Source organism: Billgrantia hypersalina, assembly GCF_052584175.1.
Genome location: NZ_JBMIQI010000011.1, coordinates 442368 through 458694, shown reverse-complemented (window position 1 = coordinate 458694; position 16327 = coordinate 442368). Strand labels below are relative to the sequence as shown.

Sequence of the window (16327 nt, the reverse complement as noted above, 5' to 3'; positions counted from 1 at the left end):
CGGATTGAGCGGCGCGGCCACGTCTGCTACGGCGATAACATCGCTACATGTGATCACGCGGAATGACCTTTTCCCAGTTCTTTGAGAAGACTCGATATTCTTCTTCATAGGCATCGAGCTGGGCATGGAGGTAGAAGTTGCTCTCGTCGCAGCTCAGGATGCTCCGCGTGTAGATTTCCACGTCCCAGTCGTCGCGCTTGAAGGCGCGCTCGGTATAGGTTTCGCCCCGCGCCGAAGTGAAATCGTCGTTGACGGTACTGTACCACTCGCGGGTGCTGCGACGTATCTCGGTGCCGATGTCTTCGATTCGGAAGTGCCCCTGATCGTTGACCACCTCAAGGGTCGATTCCTTGGTCGCCAGGTCACGATGCAACAGCCAGTTGTGCTCGCTGGCGGCAAAGTTGTGCACCCTGAGGGGAGGAGCCTCCTCAGGCTCGGCGAACTCGGGCAGCCGTTGATCCTCATCGCCGGGCGTACGCTCCGGCACGACCAGGGAACAGCTATCGGGGTAGATGTCCACCTGTGCCGGCTCCGGGGGCAGCCAAGCCAGCGGCCAGTACGACGTCGAAATGGACAGGCGCAGCTGGTGCCCCGCCGGGAAGCGCTGGGCGATACCGTTCATCGGAATGCGCACCCGATACCGACGATGCGGGACCAGCGGTTCGGGTTCGGCATCGCTGTCGCGATGCGACAGGTTGAGCAGGCCATAGGTGACCCGGGTCGACTTGCCGTTGGGTGCCACATCGGACAGGCGTACCGCGAGCATCGCCTGGGGCTTGTCGCAGGAAAGCTCGAGTTCCACCACCGGCATGCCGAAGATATCGAGCGACTCGGCAAGCTGCCGGCTGCTGAAGATCAGCGAACCGCCATCCTCTTCACGCTGGTCGCCGGGCAGATCCGGGGTGGCGGCGTAGGAACACCATTTCCCTGCCGACTGGCCGACGCTGAGCGGTGACTGCAGGGCAAGCGCGCTCTCATGCCCTTCCTGTTGGTGCGGACCGCCATGTCCTTCGCCCATGTGAATGGCATAGGGGCCGAGACCATAGCGGCGCTCCCTGACGTTCTTCGAAGGCCAGCCGGCCTCGCCGATCCAGCGGCCAGGGCGCTCGTCGTAGGAGTTGTCAGGCGGCACACTGTCCTGCTCCCAGGCGCGAAGCATGGGCTCGTTCATGATGCCGGTGTCCTTGCCCTTGAGCCAGTGGTCCCACCAGCGCAACGCCTCCTGGAGGAAGCCGATGGCAGGCCCAGGCATTCCCTGATGGGGGTATTTGTGGCCCCAGGGCCCGATCAACCCCTTACGCGGCACCTCCAGATGCTGCATGAGTCGCAGCACGGTATTGGTGAAGCCATCGGCCCAGCCGCCGATGGCATACACCGGGCACTGAATCGCCGAGTAGTATTCGTTGACCGAACTGGTCGACCAGTAGGCGCTGCGACGCTGATGCTTGACCCACTGCTCGAGCCACAACCCACTGTTCTCCATGCGGTCGAACCACATGTCACGCCACCGGTCGCCGACGATCTGCGGGTCTGGGGGCAGCGTATTGAAGGCGAACATGACGGTGGCCTCGGAGAGGTTGTCGCCAAGCAGGCAACCGCCCATGTAGTGCATGTTGTCGGCGTAAAGATCGTCGCTCGAGCAGATGCTGATAATCGCCTTGAGCGCCGGTGGTTGCTTGGCCGCGACCTGGAGGCTGTTGAAGCCACCCCAGGAAATCCCCATCATGCCGACGTTGCCGTCGCACCAGGGCTGCTCGGCAATCCAGGCAATGGCATCCACGCCATCCTCCTGTTCCTGCTGGGTGTACTCGTCGGTCAGTACACCATCCGAGTCGCCACTGCCGCGCATGTCGACGCGAATGCAGACATAGCCGTGCCCGGCCATGTAGGCGTGGTTGGTGGCATCACGCGCTCGAGTGATGTCTCGCTTGCGATAGGGGATGTATTCCATGATCGCCGGCAGGGGCGCCTGCTCGGCCCCCTCCGGCAGCCAGATGCGCGCGGCCAGCTGCGCACCGTCGCGCATGGGAATGAAGACATTTTCGATCTCGCGAACCTGATAAGGAAACGACTCCACGACAGTCACGATTCCTCCTTGTCAGCCGGTAACGGGTTCGATCTCGAACTTGAGTTCCTTGAGGCACGCCTTGTATCGCTCGTCCACCTCATCGTGATCCTTACCCGCAATGTAGAGGGTTCCCAGGCGATAGCTAAAGCTGTCCTGATGCATCAGCTCCCCGAGGCGATCACCAGGCACCACATCGAGACGCACCATGGTGCCTGGATAGCGTTGCTTTAACGCTTCGATTTCCTCCTCGCTGGGAACCCGCCGCACGATGCCGTCTTCATGCTTGTAGGGAATGAAACATTTCGCAGCCACCGGATAATCCCCCTGCCGGTTTACCAGCGAGGGGCGTTGACCCAAGGCGATATCCACAGCCACCTCGTGGTTCGACATACCGTCGACCATAATGAAAATCTCGCTATGCGACTGTGAAATACGCGTATTCACTTCGATCAGCCAAAGTTGGTCCGTCTCTTCGTCCCAGAGGAATTCGGCATTGAAGCAGCCGTTGTCGTAGCCGATGTGCTCGAGATATTTCTTGGATACTTCGATCATCTTGTGGTGAAGCGGCTCGGGTAGATGACTGGGGTATTCGATTCGGTCATAGGGGGCGTCACTCACTTCCGTGTTAGGCTGCGATATGATGCCGTGAACGTTGAATTCGCCACGATACACCGTGCCTTCCGGCGCACCCTGGACACCGGCAACGAGCTGTTCGGCGATACAGGAGTTGCCGTCCATTTTCTGTATTTCCGGCGGCAGATCGACATGGCGAAGCGCTTCGTTGAACGGATCGCCCAACTGGCGAATGCCTTCGCGGATCTCCTCAATCGCTGCGTGGAATTGCTCTTCGTTCTCGATCTTGAAACCGAGATGGGAAGAGAACGCCTTGACCGGTTTGATCCAGAAGGGATATTCGAGGGTGACCTGTGCCAGCGGGTCCTCGGCAAACGGATCGACGCCGCAGAACGCGGGAACGACTTCGGGAACGACCTTCTGCTGCTCGAGCCGGCTCCAGTACTTGTGTTCGCACTTGAGTACGCTTTCGACCGATGGCGAGGGAATGTCGTACTCCTTGCACAGGATCGGGACGAGGACGCTGGTGGGGAAATCCCACTGGGCTACGATGGCATCGATGGACCCCGGGAAGGCCTCGAGCCTGCTGCGAGCCTCGTCAAGCAGGGCATTGAATGAGAAGTTGGGTGACTCGACAGCGGTCTTGACCGACAACAGATTGTGCACCTCGAACTCATCGGCGTGGCGCATCGTCTCGAGTTCCTGGCGTTGGTAGTCTTCCAACGCCACGACAAAAATGTTCCTTTTCATGCAGCTATCTCCTTGACAGTACTATGGGGAGCCACAGCGCGCGGCTCCCCTTTTTTCCCTTTACCCCTCTCAAGATATCCAGACCCCTTCCCGGGTTCCATGGCCTGGACGATTCTTTACCCATCAGCACCGGTAGAAACAAAACGGTACGCAATGCACCTTGCCGACGCAGGAGTTTGACACTCCCCGAAAGGGAGCTAATTTGAATCTGAAGGCCACAGGCCACGAGCCGCCCGGCACATGGCGTAAGCCCGAAACGATGTCTACAGGAGGTAACATCATGAACGCCCTCGATCTGCTCAAGGAAGACCATGACAAGGTACGCGACCTGCTGGAGCAGCTGGTCAGCACTACCGAACGCGCCGAGAAGAAACGGCCCGAGTTGCTGGCCAGGATAGAAAAGGAGATGCAGGTCCATACCCAAATCGAGGAAGAGATATTCTACCCCGCCTTCAAGGAGGCCAGCGGCAAGGCGAACGACAAGATGTATTACGAGGCTCATGAGGAGCATCGCGCCGTCGAGGATCTGGTCTTGCCCGACCTCAAGCAGGCCGACCCCACCGGCACCCAATTCTCCGGGCGAGCCAAGGTGCTGAAGGAATTGATCGAACATCATGCCGAGGAGGAAGAGGAAGAAATGTTCCCCCAGGCCAGGAAAACCATGTCGGAGCGCCAGCTCGAAGAGCTTGGTGAGAAGATGCAGGCACGTAAAAAAGAGCTGATGGCGGCCTGATCCGTTGATTAGTATGCGGTCATGACGGGCCCCGGCAGGATGCCGGGGCCCGTTGCGTTAACAGGCGGTTTGGCCCGGGGGCCAAGCAGGACTAGGCTGAAGCAAGGGGGTTTTGCCTCGAAATGGCCAAGGACGGAGCCAATGGAACGTCTCGAGGAGTATCGTCGCAAACGTGATTTCACGCGGACACGGGAGCCCGCCGGCAGCACATCCGGCGACGTCTCGGCGGGCGATCGCTACGTGATGCACAAGCACGCGGCAAGCCACGACCACTTCGACCTGCGCCTGGAGCAGGACGGCGTACTTCGCAGCTGGGCGCTGCCCAGGGGGCCGAGCCTCGACCCCGGTGAGAAGCGCCTGGCCGTAGAGGTGGAAGATCACCCGCTCGAATACGGCGACTTCGAGGGCATCATCCCCGAAAAGGACTACGGCGGCGGTACCGTCATGCTGTGGGATCGCGGCACCTGGCGGCTCAAGGGACGACCCAAGCCGGATCGCATCGATATCGAGCTCGAGGGCGAGCGGCTCAAGGGCAGCTGGACCCTCGCCCGCATGAGCGGCAAGCGCCAGGACAAGCATGGCCGCAACTGGCTGATGATCAAGCGTCACGACGACAAGCCGCGCATGAATGAGTCGCTGACGGCCGACCTGGACGAGAGCATCGCCAGCGGACGCAGCATGAACGAAATCGCCGAGGATCGCGCCGCCACCTTGTCCTCCGACGACGAGCGGGAGCCCCTCGCCCCACCCGATCCCAGCGGCCTCGAGGGCGCCCGGCGGGCGAAGCTACCGCGCGAGGTGAAGCCGCAGCTTGCCACCTTGGCCCGCGAGGTGCCGAAACAGGGTGACTGGATTCATGAGATCAAGCTCGACGGTTACCGTCTGCTCGCCCGCATCGAGCAGGACGACGTACGCCTCATCACCCGAAATGGCAAGGACTGGACCCACCGCTTTCCCGAGATCGGCCGGTCGCTGAAAGCGCTGCCAGTGAACTCGGCGCTGCTCGACGGCGAAGTCGTGGCGCTGGGCCAGGATGGCGTCAGCCGCTTCGGCCAGCTGCAGGAAGCCCTATCCAGCGGCCGCACCGGCTCCCTGGTCTACCAGCTCTTCGACCTGCCCTACCTGGCGGACCACGACCTGGCCGACGTGCCCCTGCTCGAGCGCAAGCGCACCCTGGCAGCATTGCTTTCCGCTGCGGGAATGAAGGAGGGCACCATTCGCTACTCCGATCATATTGCCACTCAGGGCCAGGCGTTCCATGAGCGCGCTTGCCACATGGGACTCGAGGGCATCATCTGCAAGCGCGCAGACAGTCGCTACCAGCAGAAGCGCAGCCGTAACTGGCTCAAGGTCAAGTGCGTCAGCCATGAGGAGTTCGTGGTCGGGGGGTATACCGACCCCGGCGGCTCGCGCAGCGGCTTCGGCTCGCTGTTGATGGGCGCCTACGGCAAGGAGGGGCTGATTTATGCCGGGCGCGTGGGCACCGGCTTCAACAATCGCCTGTTGGAGCGTCTCAGCGCCACTCTCCAGGAACTCGAGATCAAGCGCTCACCCTTTCATGGCAGCGTGCCGGACAGCCGTTCGGTGCATTGGGTGCGCCCCGAGCTCGTCATCGAGGTGGAGTTCACCGAGCGCACCCGCGATGGCCGGCTACGCCATCCGGCCTTCCGCGGCCTGCGCGAGGACCGCAATCCGAAGGAGATCCGCATGACTTCGACCAAGCAGATGGCCGCCGATGGTTCGCCCCAAGAGGAGCACAAACCGCGCAAGCCGAACGCCGGCAAACGCAAGGGCGAGACCTCGCTGCGCGGCGTTCGCCTCACCAGCCCCGAGCGCGTGCTGTTTCCGGAGCAAGGGCTGACCAAGCTGGACCTGGCGCGGTTCTACGACCAGATCCATGAATGGGTCCTGCCCCACCTGGCCCGCCGGCCGCTGTCGCTGGTGCGCTGCCCCCAGGGCCGCGACGACGAATGCTTCTTCCAGAAGCATCCGCGCCGCGCCATCCCGGCCAGCGTACCCCGCGTCGACGTACCCGAGAAGAAAGGCAGCGCAGAGTACGTCTACGTCGAGTCCGCCGCCGACCTGGTGGGCCTGGTACAAGCCGGGGCGCTGGAGATACACCCTTGGGGCAGTCACATCGACCATCTCGAGCAGCCTGACAATCTGGTGTTCGACCTCGACCCCGACGAAGGCATTGCCTGGAAGGAGATCCTGCGTGTCGCCGGTACCCTGCGCGAACGCATCGAGTCGCTGGGGTTGACCGCCTTCCTGCGCACTACCGGGGGCAAGGGATTACATCTGGTCGTGCCGCTGGAGCCCGCTGCCGACTGGGACCGAGCCAAGGCCTTCGCCAAGGCACTCGCCGAAGCCCATGCCCTGGACGATCCCAAACGGCTGACGACGAACATGTCCAAGGCCAAGCGCGAGGGACGGATCTTCATCGACTACCTGCGCAACGGTCGCGGGGCCACGGCGGTGGCTTCCTACACGGTGCGTGCGCGCAGAAATGCCCCGGTCGCCGTGCCGATCCGCTGGGATGAACTCAACGCCGCGCTGCGTTCCGACCGCTACAACGTCGAGAACCTGCGCCGCCGGCTTGCGGCCCTGCGCGAAGACCCTTGGGCCGATTTCGCCAAGGCAGCGCGTCCGCTGGATGCCGGCCTGCTCAACCAGTTCGGTGTGAAATAAGCGGCACCAAGGGAGGAGAACGACATGAGCGAAGCGCCATGGTGGCTCGAATCCGGTCCCGAGACGTGCCAGTTCTGCCTGTGCACTTTCCATTACGAAGCGGGCTATCACTGCATCTATTGCGACCGACCGATCTGTCCGGCCTGCGTTGCCGCACGCTTCGAGAACCGCGAGACGGTGTGCCCAGAATGCCATGAGGAAGACAACCGTGCCGGGAACGACCAAAGCCACCGGGAGGGGAGCTGATGGCGGCACGTGCGATGTGGAAAGGCGTGATTCGCTTCGGCGAGGTCCAGGTCCCGGTGAAGCTCTATTCGGCGGTACAGGATCGCAGCGTGCACTTCCGACTGCTTCACGAAAAGGATCGCTCGCCGGTCAAGCAGGCCATGGTGAATCCTGACACCGACGATGTGGTGCCCTATGCCGAGACCCGGCGCGCTTATCGCACCGACGAAGGCAGCCTGGTGGTGTTCGACAAGGAGGAGCTCGAGGCGCTGGAGCCGGACTCGGGTCGGGATATCGAAGTGATTCGCTTCATGCCACCCCAGGTGATCGACCACCGCTGGTACGACCGCCCCTACTACCTGGGGCCCGACGGTAGTGAATCGGCCTACTTTGCCCTGGCCGAGGCCCTCGGCCAGGGCGGCAAGGAGGGCCTGGCGCGCTGGGTCATGCGCAAGAAGTCCTATGTCGGTGCCCTGCGAGTGCATCGCGGCGTGCCCATGCTGATGTCGCTACGTCACGAGGAGCAAGTGGTCCCGGTTGACGCCCTCGAGCCGCCCAAGGGCAAGGCCCTCGACGCCAGGGAGCTCGACATGGCGCGACAGCTGATCGGCATGCTGGAGGCTGAATTCGACCCGGAGGAATACCACGACGAGTATCGCGAGCGGGTGCTGGAACTGATCGAGGCCAAGCGTCGCGGCAAAAGCGTCAAGGTCACCCCCCTACGTCGCCGCGAGGCCTCCGACGACCTGTCCAAGGCACTCGAGGCCAGCCTGAAGAAGGAGCGTAAACGTGCCTGACACACGCCAGAGCAAGCGCCAGCCCAAGGCCAGGGGCAAAGATAAGGGCAATGACAAAGCACCGCAGGCGAAGGGCGAGGAGAAGAAACGCTTCCACGCCAGCGGCCCGCGTCCGCTCTGGTCGGGCACCATCACCTTCGGGCTGGTCAGCCTGCCGGTCAACCTCTACCCGGCCAACCGACCCAAGCCGGTGTCGCTGCGCATGGTCGATCGCGAAGGCACGCCGCTGGCGCGGCGCTACTTCTGTGAGAGAGAGGAACGCGTGCTGGAATACGATGAGTTGATTCGCGGCTACGAAGTCGAGAAGGACGAGTTCGTGGTGGTGGAGGATCGCGAACTCGACTCGCTGGCCCCCGAGAAATCCCAGGAGATCGACCTCAAGCGCTTCGTCGGCCTGGACGAGATCGACCCGATGTATTTCCAGCGTGCCTACTTCATGACGCCCGACAAGGGCGTGACCAAGGCCTACCGCCTGCTGGCGAAGAGCATGGAGGACGCCGCACGCGCCGGTATCGCCACCTTCGTCATGCGCGGCAAGGAGTATCTGGTGGCGATCATCGCCGAGAAAGGCATCCTGCGCGCCGAGACGCTGCGCTTTGCCGAGGAGGTGCGTGCTCCCGAGGAGATCGACCTGCCCGAGTCGCCCGAGGCCGACAAGCAGCGGGTCAAGGCCATGCAGCGGGCCATCGACGCCTTGTCAGGGGACGAGCTTGAACGCGAGGCGCTGCAGGACCTGCAGAGCCAGCGCATCATTGCGCGTGCCGAGGAGAAGCTCGCCCGCGGCGAAGACGTGATCGCCCTGGGCGAGGAGGACGAGCCCGACGTCGAACCGGAACAGGGCGGCGAGGTAATCGACCTGATGCAGGTGCTCAAGCAAAGCCTGGCCGAGGGTCGCCCGCCCGTGCAAGAGGAAGGAAGCGCCCGCACAGGCGGCAAGCGCGATGAGGATGACAAACCCAAAGCCAAGCGCAGCACGGCGCCGAAGCACCCAGCGGGCAAGCGCAGCACGGGCAAGAAGGCAGCCAGGCGCAGCAACGGCAGGACCGCACCGAGCGGCCAGGCCCGCCACGCCGAACTGGAAGGCCTCTCTCGCGACGAACTCTACGAACGCGCCCAGCAGCTCGACGTACCCGGCCGCAGCCGCATGAGCAAGGCCGAGCTGGCCAAGGCCATCGCCAGCGCCGGCTGAAACGAAAAAGCCGGCCCGAAGGCCGGCTTAGTTGATCTTTCGCTTGGCTCTAGCCAATCAGGAGGTGAAGCCTCCTTATTTGTTGGCGCGATTCTCGATCAGATCGTCGACTACGCTCGGATCCGCCAGGGTACTGGTATCGCCCAGGCCGTCGGTCTCGTTGGCGGCGATCTTGCGCAGGATGCGGCGCATGATCTTGCCCGAACGCGTCTTGGGCAACCCCGGCGCCCACTGGATGACGTCGGGAGAGGCGATCGGCCCGATGTCCTTGCGCACCCACTGTGTCAGCTCCTTCTTGAGCTCGTCGGAGGGTTCGACGCCATCGGTCAGGGTCACGTAGATGTAGATCCCCTGCCCTTTGATGTCGTGGGGGAAGCCGACCACGGCGGCCTCGGCCACGGCCTCGTGGGCCACCAGCGAAGACTCGATCTCGGCAGTACCCATGCGGTGGCCGGAAACGTTGAGTACGTCGTCGACACGGCCGGTGATCCAGTAATAGCCGTCCTCGTCGCGGCGGCAGCCGTCACCGGTGAAGTAGTACCCCTTGTAGGTGGAGAAGTAGGTCTGCACGAAGCGCTCATGATCGCCCCAGATCGAGCGCGCCTGACCGGGCCAGGAGTCGGTGATCACCAGGTTGCCGTCCACGGCGCCCTTGAGCTCGTTGCCCTCGTTGTCGAGCAGCGCCGGCTGGACACCGAAGAACGGCAGCGTGGCCGAGCCCGGCTTGAGGTCGGTGGCGCCGGGCATTGGGGCGATCATGATGCCGCCGGTCTCGGTCTGCCACCAGGTGTCGACGATGGGGCACTTCGAGTTGCCGATCACGCGGTAGAACCACTCCCACGCCTCGGGGTTGATCGGCTCACCCACCGAGCCGAGCAGACGCAGGCTGTCGCGCTTGCTGCTGTCCATCACCCCGTCGCCGTGGGCCATCAGCGCACGAATCGCGGTCGGAGCAGTATAGAGAATGCTGACGTTGTGCTTGTCGACGATCTCGCCCATGCGACCGTGGCTGGGATAGCTCGGCACGCCCTCGAACATCAGCGTAGTGGCGCCATTGGCCAGCGGGCCGTAGACGATGTAGCTGTGGCCGGTAACCCAGCCCACGTCGGCGGTACACCAGTACACTTCGCCGTCCTGGTAATCGAAGATGTACTGATGGGTCATGCTGGCGTAGACCAGGTAGCCCCCGGTCGTGTGCTTGAGCCCCTTGGGCGCCCCGGTGGAACCGGAAGTGTAGAGGATGAACAGCGGGTCCTCGGCGTTCATCTCCTCGGCCGGGCAGTCGCTCGACTGCTTGTCGACCAGGTCGTGGTACCAGATGTCGCGGCCTTCCTTCCACTCGATCTCACCGCCGGTGCGCTTGACCACCAATACGTTCTCGCAAACGTCGGTGCCCTTGCGGGTCAGGGCGGCGTCGACGTTGTCCTTGAGCGGTACCTGCTTGCCGCCGCGAACCGATTCGTCGGCAGTGATGACGAGCTTGGAGTCGGCGCCGATGATGCGCTGGGCCAGCGCGTCGGGGGAGAAGCCGCCGAAGACCACCGAGTGAACGGCGCCGATGCGCGCGCAAGCCAGCATCGCCACCGCCGCCTCGGGAATCATCGGCATGTAGAGGGTGACCACATCGCCCTTGCCGATGCCGAGCTCCTTGAGCGCATTGGCCAGTTGGCAAGTCTTGGCGTGCAGCTCACGGTAGCTGACGTGCTTGGAATCCTTGGGATCGTCGCCTTCCCAGAGGATGGCAGTCTGGTCGCCCCGGCTCTCCAGGTGGCGGTCGAGACAGCTGACGCTGGCATTCAGGGTGCCATCCTCGAACCAGCGGATATCGACATTGTGGGAGTCGAAGGAGGTATGCTTGATCTTGGTCGGCGCCTTGAACCAGTCGATACGCTTGGCCTGCTCCGCCCAGAACCCCTCGGGGTCGTCGACGGACTGCTTGTACATGGCCTGATACTTCTCGCGATCGACCCAGGCGTTGGCGGCGAAGTCGTCGCGTACCGGATAGACTTTCTGATCGGTCATTGGCTAGCCTCTTCCAGGAGATGCACCCTCTCGGTGGATGTTACCGGCTGCCTTGTTGTTGGTTGCGCCGGCATCAGATTCGCCTTCCAGCATATACCCTCGACACGGGCCTTTCCCTTTAGACATTGGTATCACGATTTTTTCTTTTCTAATCATGGATTTGTGAAAGGTTACGCATGCCCTACAAAGGGCTGATATACCAAGGTCTGAGCACACGACAGGCAGCGGTAGCGACGCCCTCCCCGTGCCAGCGAGTGACGCCGCGACGTGAAGAAATGCGCCTGGCAGCCGCAGTGGTAGCGATAGGGCATGGGACTCGCCCGGCGTGTATCGAAGGCATGCGTCACCCGCGGTTCGAGCCCGAACAGGCGCTCCATCACAGTGCGCCACTCATGGCCATGGGGCCTGGCCCGGCGCCCGTCGCTCAGGTGACGCACCAGCCAATGAGCCATCTCGTGCGGTACCACATCGGTAAGAAAGGCATGACGGTTCTCGCGGTAGAGCACCGGGTTGAAGCGCAGCCCGCCGCGGCCGTAGTGGGCCTGGCCGGCGCACTTGCCGCGCAGGTCGCACCAGACATTGGGCCGCGGCAGCGCGGGGTGGTAGCGGCGGCACAGCAGCCAGGCAGCTTCCACCCGTTCCAGCAGAGCCCGATGAAGCGCTGCTTCGTCCAGGCTCGCCAGCCCTTCGGGACAGAGGTCGGGGAGTGCGGGTTGTCTCATGGGACTTTCAGACCGGCGTTGGCTTCGACAGGCTGCTAAAATGACGCCTCGCCACGGTGGCGTCCAGCCCCCGTTGGCCGCTTTCCGCCCAGACGTCATGCGAGAGACCCGATGTCAGACACCCCCTTGCCCCAGCCCCTGCTCGAGGATGACGAGCTCGAACGCCTCGACGACTTCCTCGACTCCGAGCACGTCGACCCCGATGCCCTGGACCTCATCTCGGCTCATGGCTTCCTGGTAGCGTTGGCCGTGGCCCCGCGCGAGGTCGAGAGCGCCACCTGGGTAGCCGAACTGTTTCACGGCGAGCCGGAATTCGCCGACGCCGACGAACGCAGCGAGATTCTCGGTCTGCTGGAGAAGCTGCGCCGCAACGCCATCGAGACCCTGGAGCAGGGAGGGCTGCCCGAGCTGCCTTTCGAGCCGACCCTGGACGGCCTGCCGCCGGAAGAGACCCCCATCGGCGACTGGTGCGCGGGTTTCATGGAGGGCGTGTTCCTCGACGAGGCGGCCTGGTTCGAGCAGGACGAGGAGAGCGTGGCTACCCTGCTGCTTCCCTTCATGGCGCTATCCGGACTATTCGACGACGAGCCGGACATGGCCGAGATGGTCAAGGATACCTCCCGCCTGGAGTCGCTGGTGGGCCAGCTGCCGGACCTGGTGCTGGACCTCTACCTGCACTACCGCGTGCCGCCGGAAACCCCCAAGCCCGTACCGCGCAAGAAGAAGCCCGCCGGACGCGGCCCTGGCCAGGGCAAGCACGGCGGCAAGCGTTAGATGGCCTTCCCTGACGCGATTAAACTCATGCGGCTCCCCGGGGCCGCTCGCCATCGCCGTATCGTGGCGTGACCAAGACACGTCATACCTAGACGTTTTTAGCGCAGCCGCGTCAGCCAGGCATCGAAACTGCCGAAGATCCACTCCTTGAAACGCTGCCAGCGCGGACGCTGTAGCCACCCCTGATAGGTGATCTCTCGGCTGGCGGTGAAGTTGCGCTCGAACAGCGCCGCCACCTCACCCGCAAAGCGGGCGTCATCCACTTCCTGATTGGCCTCCAGGTTCCAGTGCAGGCTCCAGTGATCGAAATTGCACGAGCCCAGGCTCGACCACTGGTCGACCAGCGAGAACTTGGCATGAATGAAGGTGGGCTGAAACTCGAAGATGCGGACACCGGCGCGCAAAAGGCGTCGGTAGAACCGCTGGCCGGCATAGCGTACCCAGGGGTGGTCGTGATCGCGGCCGGGCAGCAGAAGGCGCACGTCGACGCCGCGGCGAGCGGCACGTGCCAGGCGCCTGCGCAGGCTGCGAGTCGGCACGAAGTAGGGGGTGCACAGCCAGATGCGGCGCTGGGCCGTCGACACTCGCCCATACAGTGAGTGGCGAATGGCTTGGTAGCGATAGCCCTGACCCCACACCACACGACCACGCATGCCATGATAGTCCTCGTGGGGTTTGACCTCGAGTTGCAGATGTCGCACCAGGGCCGTCTCGCCTTTTCCACGCGTCAGCGGCGAATCCCACAACCGCGAGAACAGCCGCACCCAATCGGCGACGACCGGCCCCTCGATGCGTACCGCCACTTCGTACCAGGCCTCGAGGAACTCGTCGACCGCGCCGAAGCCGCCAGTGAAGGCGACGCGCCCGTCGATTACCACTAGCTTGCGGTGATCGCGGGTCAGGTTGCGCGTCAGCGAACGCAGCCCCAGCGGGTTGAACAGGCGCAACGCCACGCCGGCCTGCTCCAGGCGGCGCCGATCCTCGCCGCCAAGCCCCATGGCGCCGTAGGCATCGAGCATCAGCGCAACCGCCACACCGCGCTCAGCGGCCCGGCACAGCGCATCGATCAGCGCTGTGGCCAAGCGACCCGACTCCATCAGGTAGAGCTCGATGAGGATCGAGCGGCGGGCCTCCTCGATGGCCGTGAACATCGCCGGCAGGAAGCACGACGACTCCGCCAATAGCTCGAACCGATTGCCATCCCGCCACACGCCATGCATGAAACGCCTCCCGTCGCCTTCCTTGAATGATTGACGCACGTTTACACAATAAGGGAAAGCACCTGACCGTCGCCGGGCGCATGGCTATACTGGCCCCTTGGTTCGACGTCGAGACAACCGGATGGCACTAGCCCACACACTGCTCGCTACGCTTCGCTCTCCTCTGAAGGGATTCATCAAGGCCTGGGTCGAGCCCCGCCTCATCGAGCCCGACCCCAGCGACCTGGCCATCGATACGAAACGACCGACGCTCTACGTGCTGCCTCATCCGGCGCTCTCCGACGCCCTGCTGCTCGAGGTGCTTTGCCAACGACATGGGCTGCCCCCGGCCCGGGGAAGAATCCAGCTGGATGGCCTTGCACTGCCCGCCAGCGTCGCGCTTCCCGTCAGGCAACGCCGCCTGTGGCGGCGCAACCGCGCGCTCGAGGCTCCCTTTCGCCAGGCCCTGGAGCAGCTGGCCACCCATCCCGAGGCCGATATCCAGCTGGTGCCCGTGAGTGTGTTCTGGGGACGCGCGCCGGGCAAGCGCTTCGGCTTCTGGCGCCTGCTGGCGGCCGACAGCTGGCAGCTAACCGGACGGCTGCGCCGGGCGCTGTCGATCGTGATCAACGGCAAGAGCGTTGAAGTGCACTTCGGTGCACCGCTGCTGTTGCGCGACCTGCTCGACGAGCGCGGCCCGGCCGTTGCCAACCGCAAGAGTGCGCGCCTGCTCCGGATCCACTTCCGGCGCATGCGCACACGCGTGCTCGGCCCCGACCTCTCTCACCGCCGTACCCTGATCGAAGGCGTGGCCACCAGCCCCGAAGTGCGTCGCGTCATCGGCGAGCTGGCACCGGCAGAAAGACGCTCACCCAACAGACTCCAGCGACGTGCCCTGCGCTACGGACGCGAGATCGCCTCGAACATGACCTACCCGGTGCTGCGCTTCATGGACGGCCTGCTGCGCCGACTGTGGAACCGGCTGTACGATGGCGTCGAGGTCCGCGGCCTCGACCGGGTCAAGGCGCTGGCCGGCGACCATACGCTGGTCTACGTCCCCTGCCACCGCAGTCACATCGATTACCTGCTGCTCTCGTACGTGCTCTATCGCGACGGCCTGATGCCGCCGCATATCGCCGCCGGGCGCAACCTGAACATGCCGCTGATCGGACCGCTGCTGCGTCGCGGCGGCGCTTTCTTCATGCGCCGCAGCTTTCGCGACAAGCCGCTCTACGCGGCGGTCTTCAACGAGTATCTGCACCGACTGCTCGAGCGTGGCCACCCCCTGGAGTATTTCATCGAAGGCGGTCGCTCACGCAGCGGACGCATGCTCCCCCCACGACCCGGCATGCTGTCGATGACGCTGCGCTCCTTTCGTCGCAGTGCGCAGGGAACCAGCCCCCCGCGGCTCGCGTTCATTCCCGTCTATGTGGGCTACGAGCGCATCATCGAGAACGCCAGTTACCAGCGTGAGATGCGCGGCGGCAAGAAGCGCAAGGAGTCGCCATTGGCGCTACTGCGCGTTCTCGGCAAGCTGCGCCAGCCGTTCGGCAAGGTGACGGTCAACGTCGGCGAGCCGCTGCCCCTCGGCGCCTGGCTCGACAACACCGCACCGGGCTGGCGTGACGACGCCGACCAGGCGAAGCCGACCTGGCTCAACCGGGTCGTGCCTGCCCTCGCCGACGAGCTGGTTCGGCGCATCAATGCCGCCGCGGCGCTCAATCCGGTCAACCTGGTGGCGCTGGTGCTGCTGGCAACGCCTCACCATGCCCTCGAGGCAAGCTTGATGTCGCGCCAGCTTGCCCTGCTGGCTGCCCTGCAGCGCCGTTGCCCCGGTGGCCGCCACGTCAGCCTGCCCCAGGGTGAGCCCGACGACTGGATCGCCGAGGTCGTCTCCCTGGGAATGATCGAACGACGCCCGCATGCGCTGGGCGATATTCTGGTGGCAACGGCGGAGCAGTCCAGCCTGCTGGTCTGGTATCGCAACAACGTCTTGCATCTCTTCGCCCAGGCGGGTCTGATCGCCTTTGCCTTTCGCCATGCCCCACACCATGACCTCGCGAGCCTGGAGGCGAAACTCGGCCCCCCCTGGCCGATACTGGCGCGAGAACTTTTCCTCGATCCTGGTGCCTTGCCAAACACCCTGCCCACGATGCTGGAAGCGCTGAGCGAGGAAGGCTTGCTGGCGCCCAAGGCGGATGGCTGGGAACGTTCCGCGACGCTGGAAGCGGGTGAGCAGCTCCATCTGCTGGGCCGTCTGATGCAGCCCTCGCTGGAGCGCGGCTACCTGCTGCTGGCGATTCTGCTCGATCAGGCTCCCGGCAGTCTGGGGCGCGACGCCCTGGCGGAACGCAGCCAGCAGTTGGCCGAGCGCCTCGCACTCCTGTCGGGACGCGATGCGCCCGAATTCTTCGACCGCAAGCTGTTTGCCAGCCTGATCGAGAGCCTGGAGGCCGAAGGGTGGATCCGGGAGGAGCAGGAGCGACTGTGGTACGACGACCGGCTGCGCCGCGCCGCACAGCGGACCGGCGAGCTGTACGATCCGGCGTTGCGGCACCGTCTCCAGCTCGTCAGCCACGGGTAGGAA

Annotated in this window: 12 protein-coding genes; 7 read left to right on the top strand and 5 right to left on the bottom strand. The window is 64.0% G+C overall.

All coding sequences use genetic code 11. From position 1 onward, the window contains the following. Positions 1-43 precede the first annotated feature (43 nt). Both ACOJCM_RS09245 and ACOJCM_RS09240 read right to left on the bottom strand, forming a co-directional pair. Entirely contained in the window at positions 44-2086 is a 2043-nt protein-coding gene (locus tag ACOJCM_RS09245; protein WP_445211768.1) for a CocE/NonD family hydrolase, read from the bottom strand. A gap of 12 nt (positions 2087-2098) precedes the next feature. Beyond that, entirely contained in the window at positions 2099-3391 is a 1293-nt protein-coding gene (locus ACOJCM_RS09240) for an ATP-grasp domain-containing protein (RefSeq protein ID WP_445211767.1), read from the bottom strand. Positions 3392-3671: 280 nt separating this feature from the next. Here ACOJCM_RS09240 and ACOJCM_RS09235 point away from each other — a divergent pair, with 280 nt between their 5' ends. The 5 genes from ACOJCM_RS09235 to ku (ACOJCM_RS09215) all read left to right on the top strand — a co-directional run bounded on the left by ACOJCM_RS09235 (position 3672) and on the right by ku (ACOJCM_RS09215) (position 9023). Next, positions 3672-4124, top strand: a complete 453-nt coding sequence (locus ACOJCM_RS09235; RefSeq protein ID WP_445211766.1) for a hemerythrin domain-containing protein — start codon at positions 3672-3674, stop codon at positions 4122-4124. 141 nt (positions 4125-4265) lie between these two features. Continuing rightward, entirely contained in the window at positions 4266-6812 is a 2547-nt protein-coding gene (gene ligD / locus ACOJCM_RS09230; protein ID WP_445211765.1) for a DNA ligase D, read from the top strand. 24 nt (positions 6813-6836) lie between these two features. Next, entirely contained in the window at positions 6837-7058 is a 222-nt protein-coding gene (locus ACOJCM_RS09225) for a hypothetical protein (RefSeq protein WP_445211764.1), read from the top strand. After that, positions 7058-7834, top strand: a complete 777-nt coding sequence (ku, locus tag ACOJCM_RS09220) for a non-homologous end joining protein Ku (RefSeq protein ID WP_445211763.1) — start codon at positions 7058-7060, stop codon at positions 7832-7834. Before ACOJCM_RS09225 ends, ku (ACOJCM_RS09220) begins: the two co-directional genes overlap by 1 nt. Beyond that, positions 7827-9023 carry a non-homologous end joining protein Ku gene (gene ku, locus ACOJCM_RS09215; RefSeq protein WP_445211762.1) on the top strand — a complete coding sequence of 399 codons (1197 nt, stop codon included), beginning with the start codon at positions 7827-7829 and terminating at the stop codon, positions 9021-9023. Before ku (ACOJCM_RS09220) ends, ku (ACOJCM_RS09215) begins: the two co-directional genes overlap by 8 nt. Positions 9024-9098: 75 nt before the next feature. Here ku (ACOJCM_RS09215) and acs read toward each other — a convergent pair whose 3' ends face one another. Further along, positions 9099-11045 carry an acetate--CoA ligase gene (gene acs / locus ACOJCM_RS09210; protein ID WP_445211761.1) on the bottom strand — a complete coding sequence of 649 codons (1947 nt, stop codon included), beginning with the start codon at positions 11043-11045 and terminating at the stop codon, positions 9099-9101. A gap of 170 nt (positions 11046-11215) precedes the next feature. Beyond that, the gene (locus ACOJCM_RS09205; RefSeq protein WP_445211760.1) at positions 11216-11767 is read right to left on the bottom strand and encodes a SprT family zinc-dependent metalloprotease; all 552 of its coding nucleotides are present in this window, start codon (positions 11765-11767) and stop codon (positions 11216-11218) included. Between the two features lie 111 nt (positions 11768-11878). Here ACOJCM_RS09205 and ACOJCM_RS09200 point away from each other — a divergent pair, with 111 nt between their 5' ends. After that, complete coding sequence (locus ACOJCM_RS09200; protein ID WP_445211759.1) at positions 11879-12541, top strand: YecA/YgfB family protein; 663 nt, start codon at positions 11879-11881, stop codon at positions 12539-12541. 98 nt (positions 12542-12639) lie between these two features. Here ACOJCM_RS09200 and ACOJCM_RS09195 read toward each other — a convergent pair whose 3' ends face one another. Then, the gene (locus tag ACOJCM_RS09195; RefSeq protein ID WP_445211758.1) at positions 12640-13761 is read right to left on the bottom strand and encodes a phospholipase D-like domain-containing protein; all 1122 of its coding nucleotides are present in this window, start codon (positions 13759-13761) and stop codon (positions 12640-12642) included. Between the two features lie 121 nt (positions 13762-13882). Between ACOJCM_RS09195 and plsB the strand changes: the two genes are divergently transcribed. Further along, positions 13883-16324, top strand: a complete 2442-nt coding sequence (gene plsB, locus ACOJCM_RS09190) for a glycerol-3-phosphate 1-O-acyltransferase PlsB (RefSeq protein ID WP_445211757.1) — start codon at positions 13883-13885, stop codon at positions 16322-16324. Positions 16325-16327 lie beyond the last annotated feature (3 nt).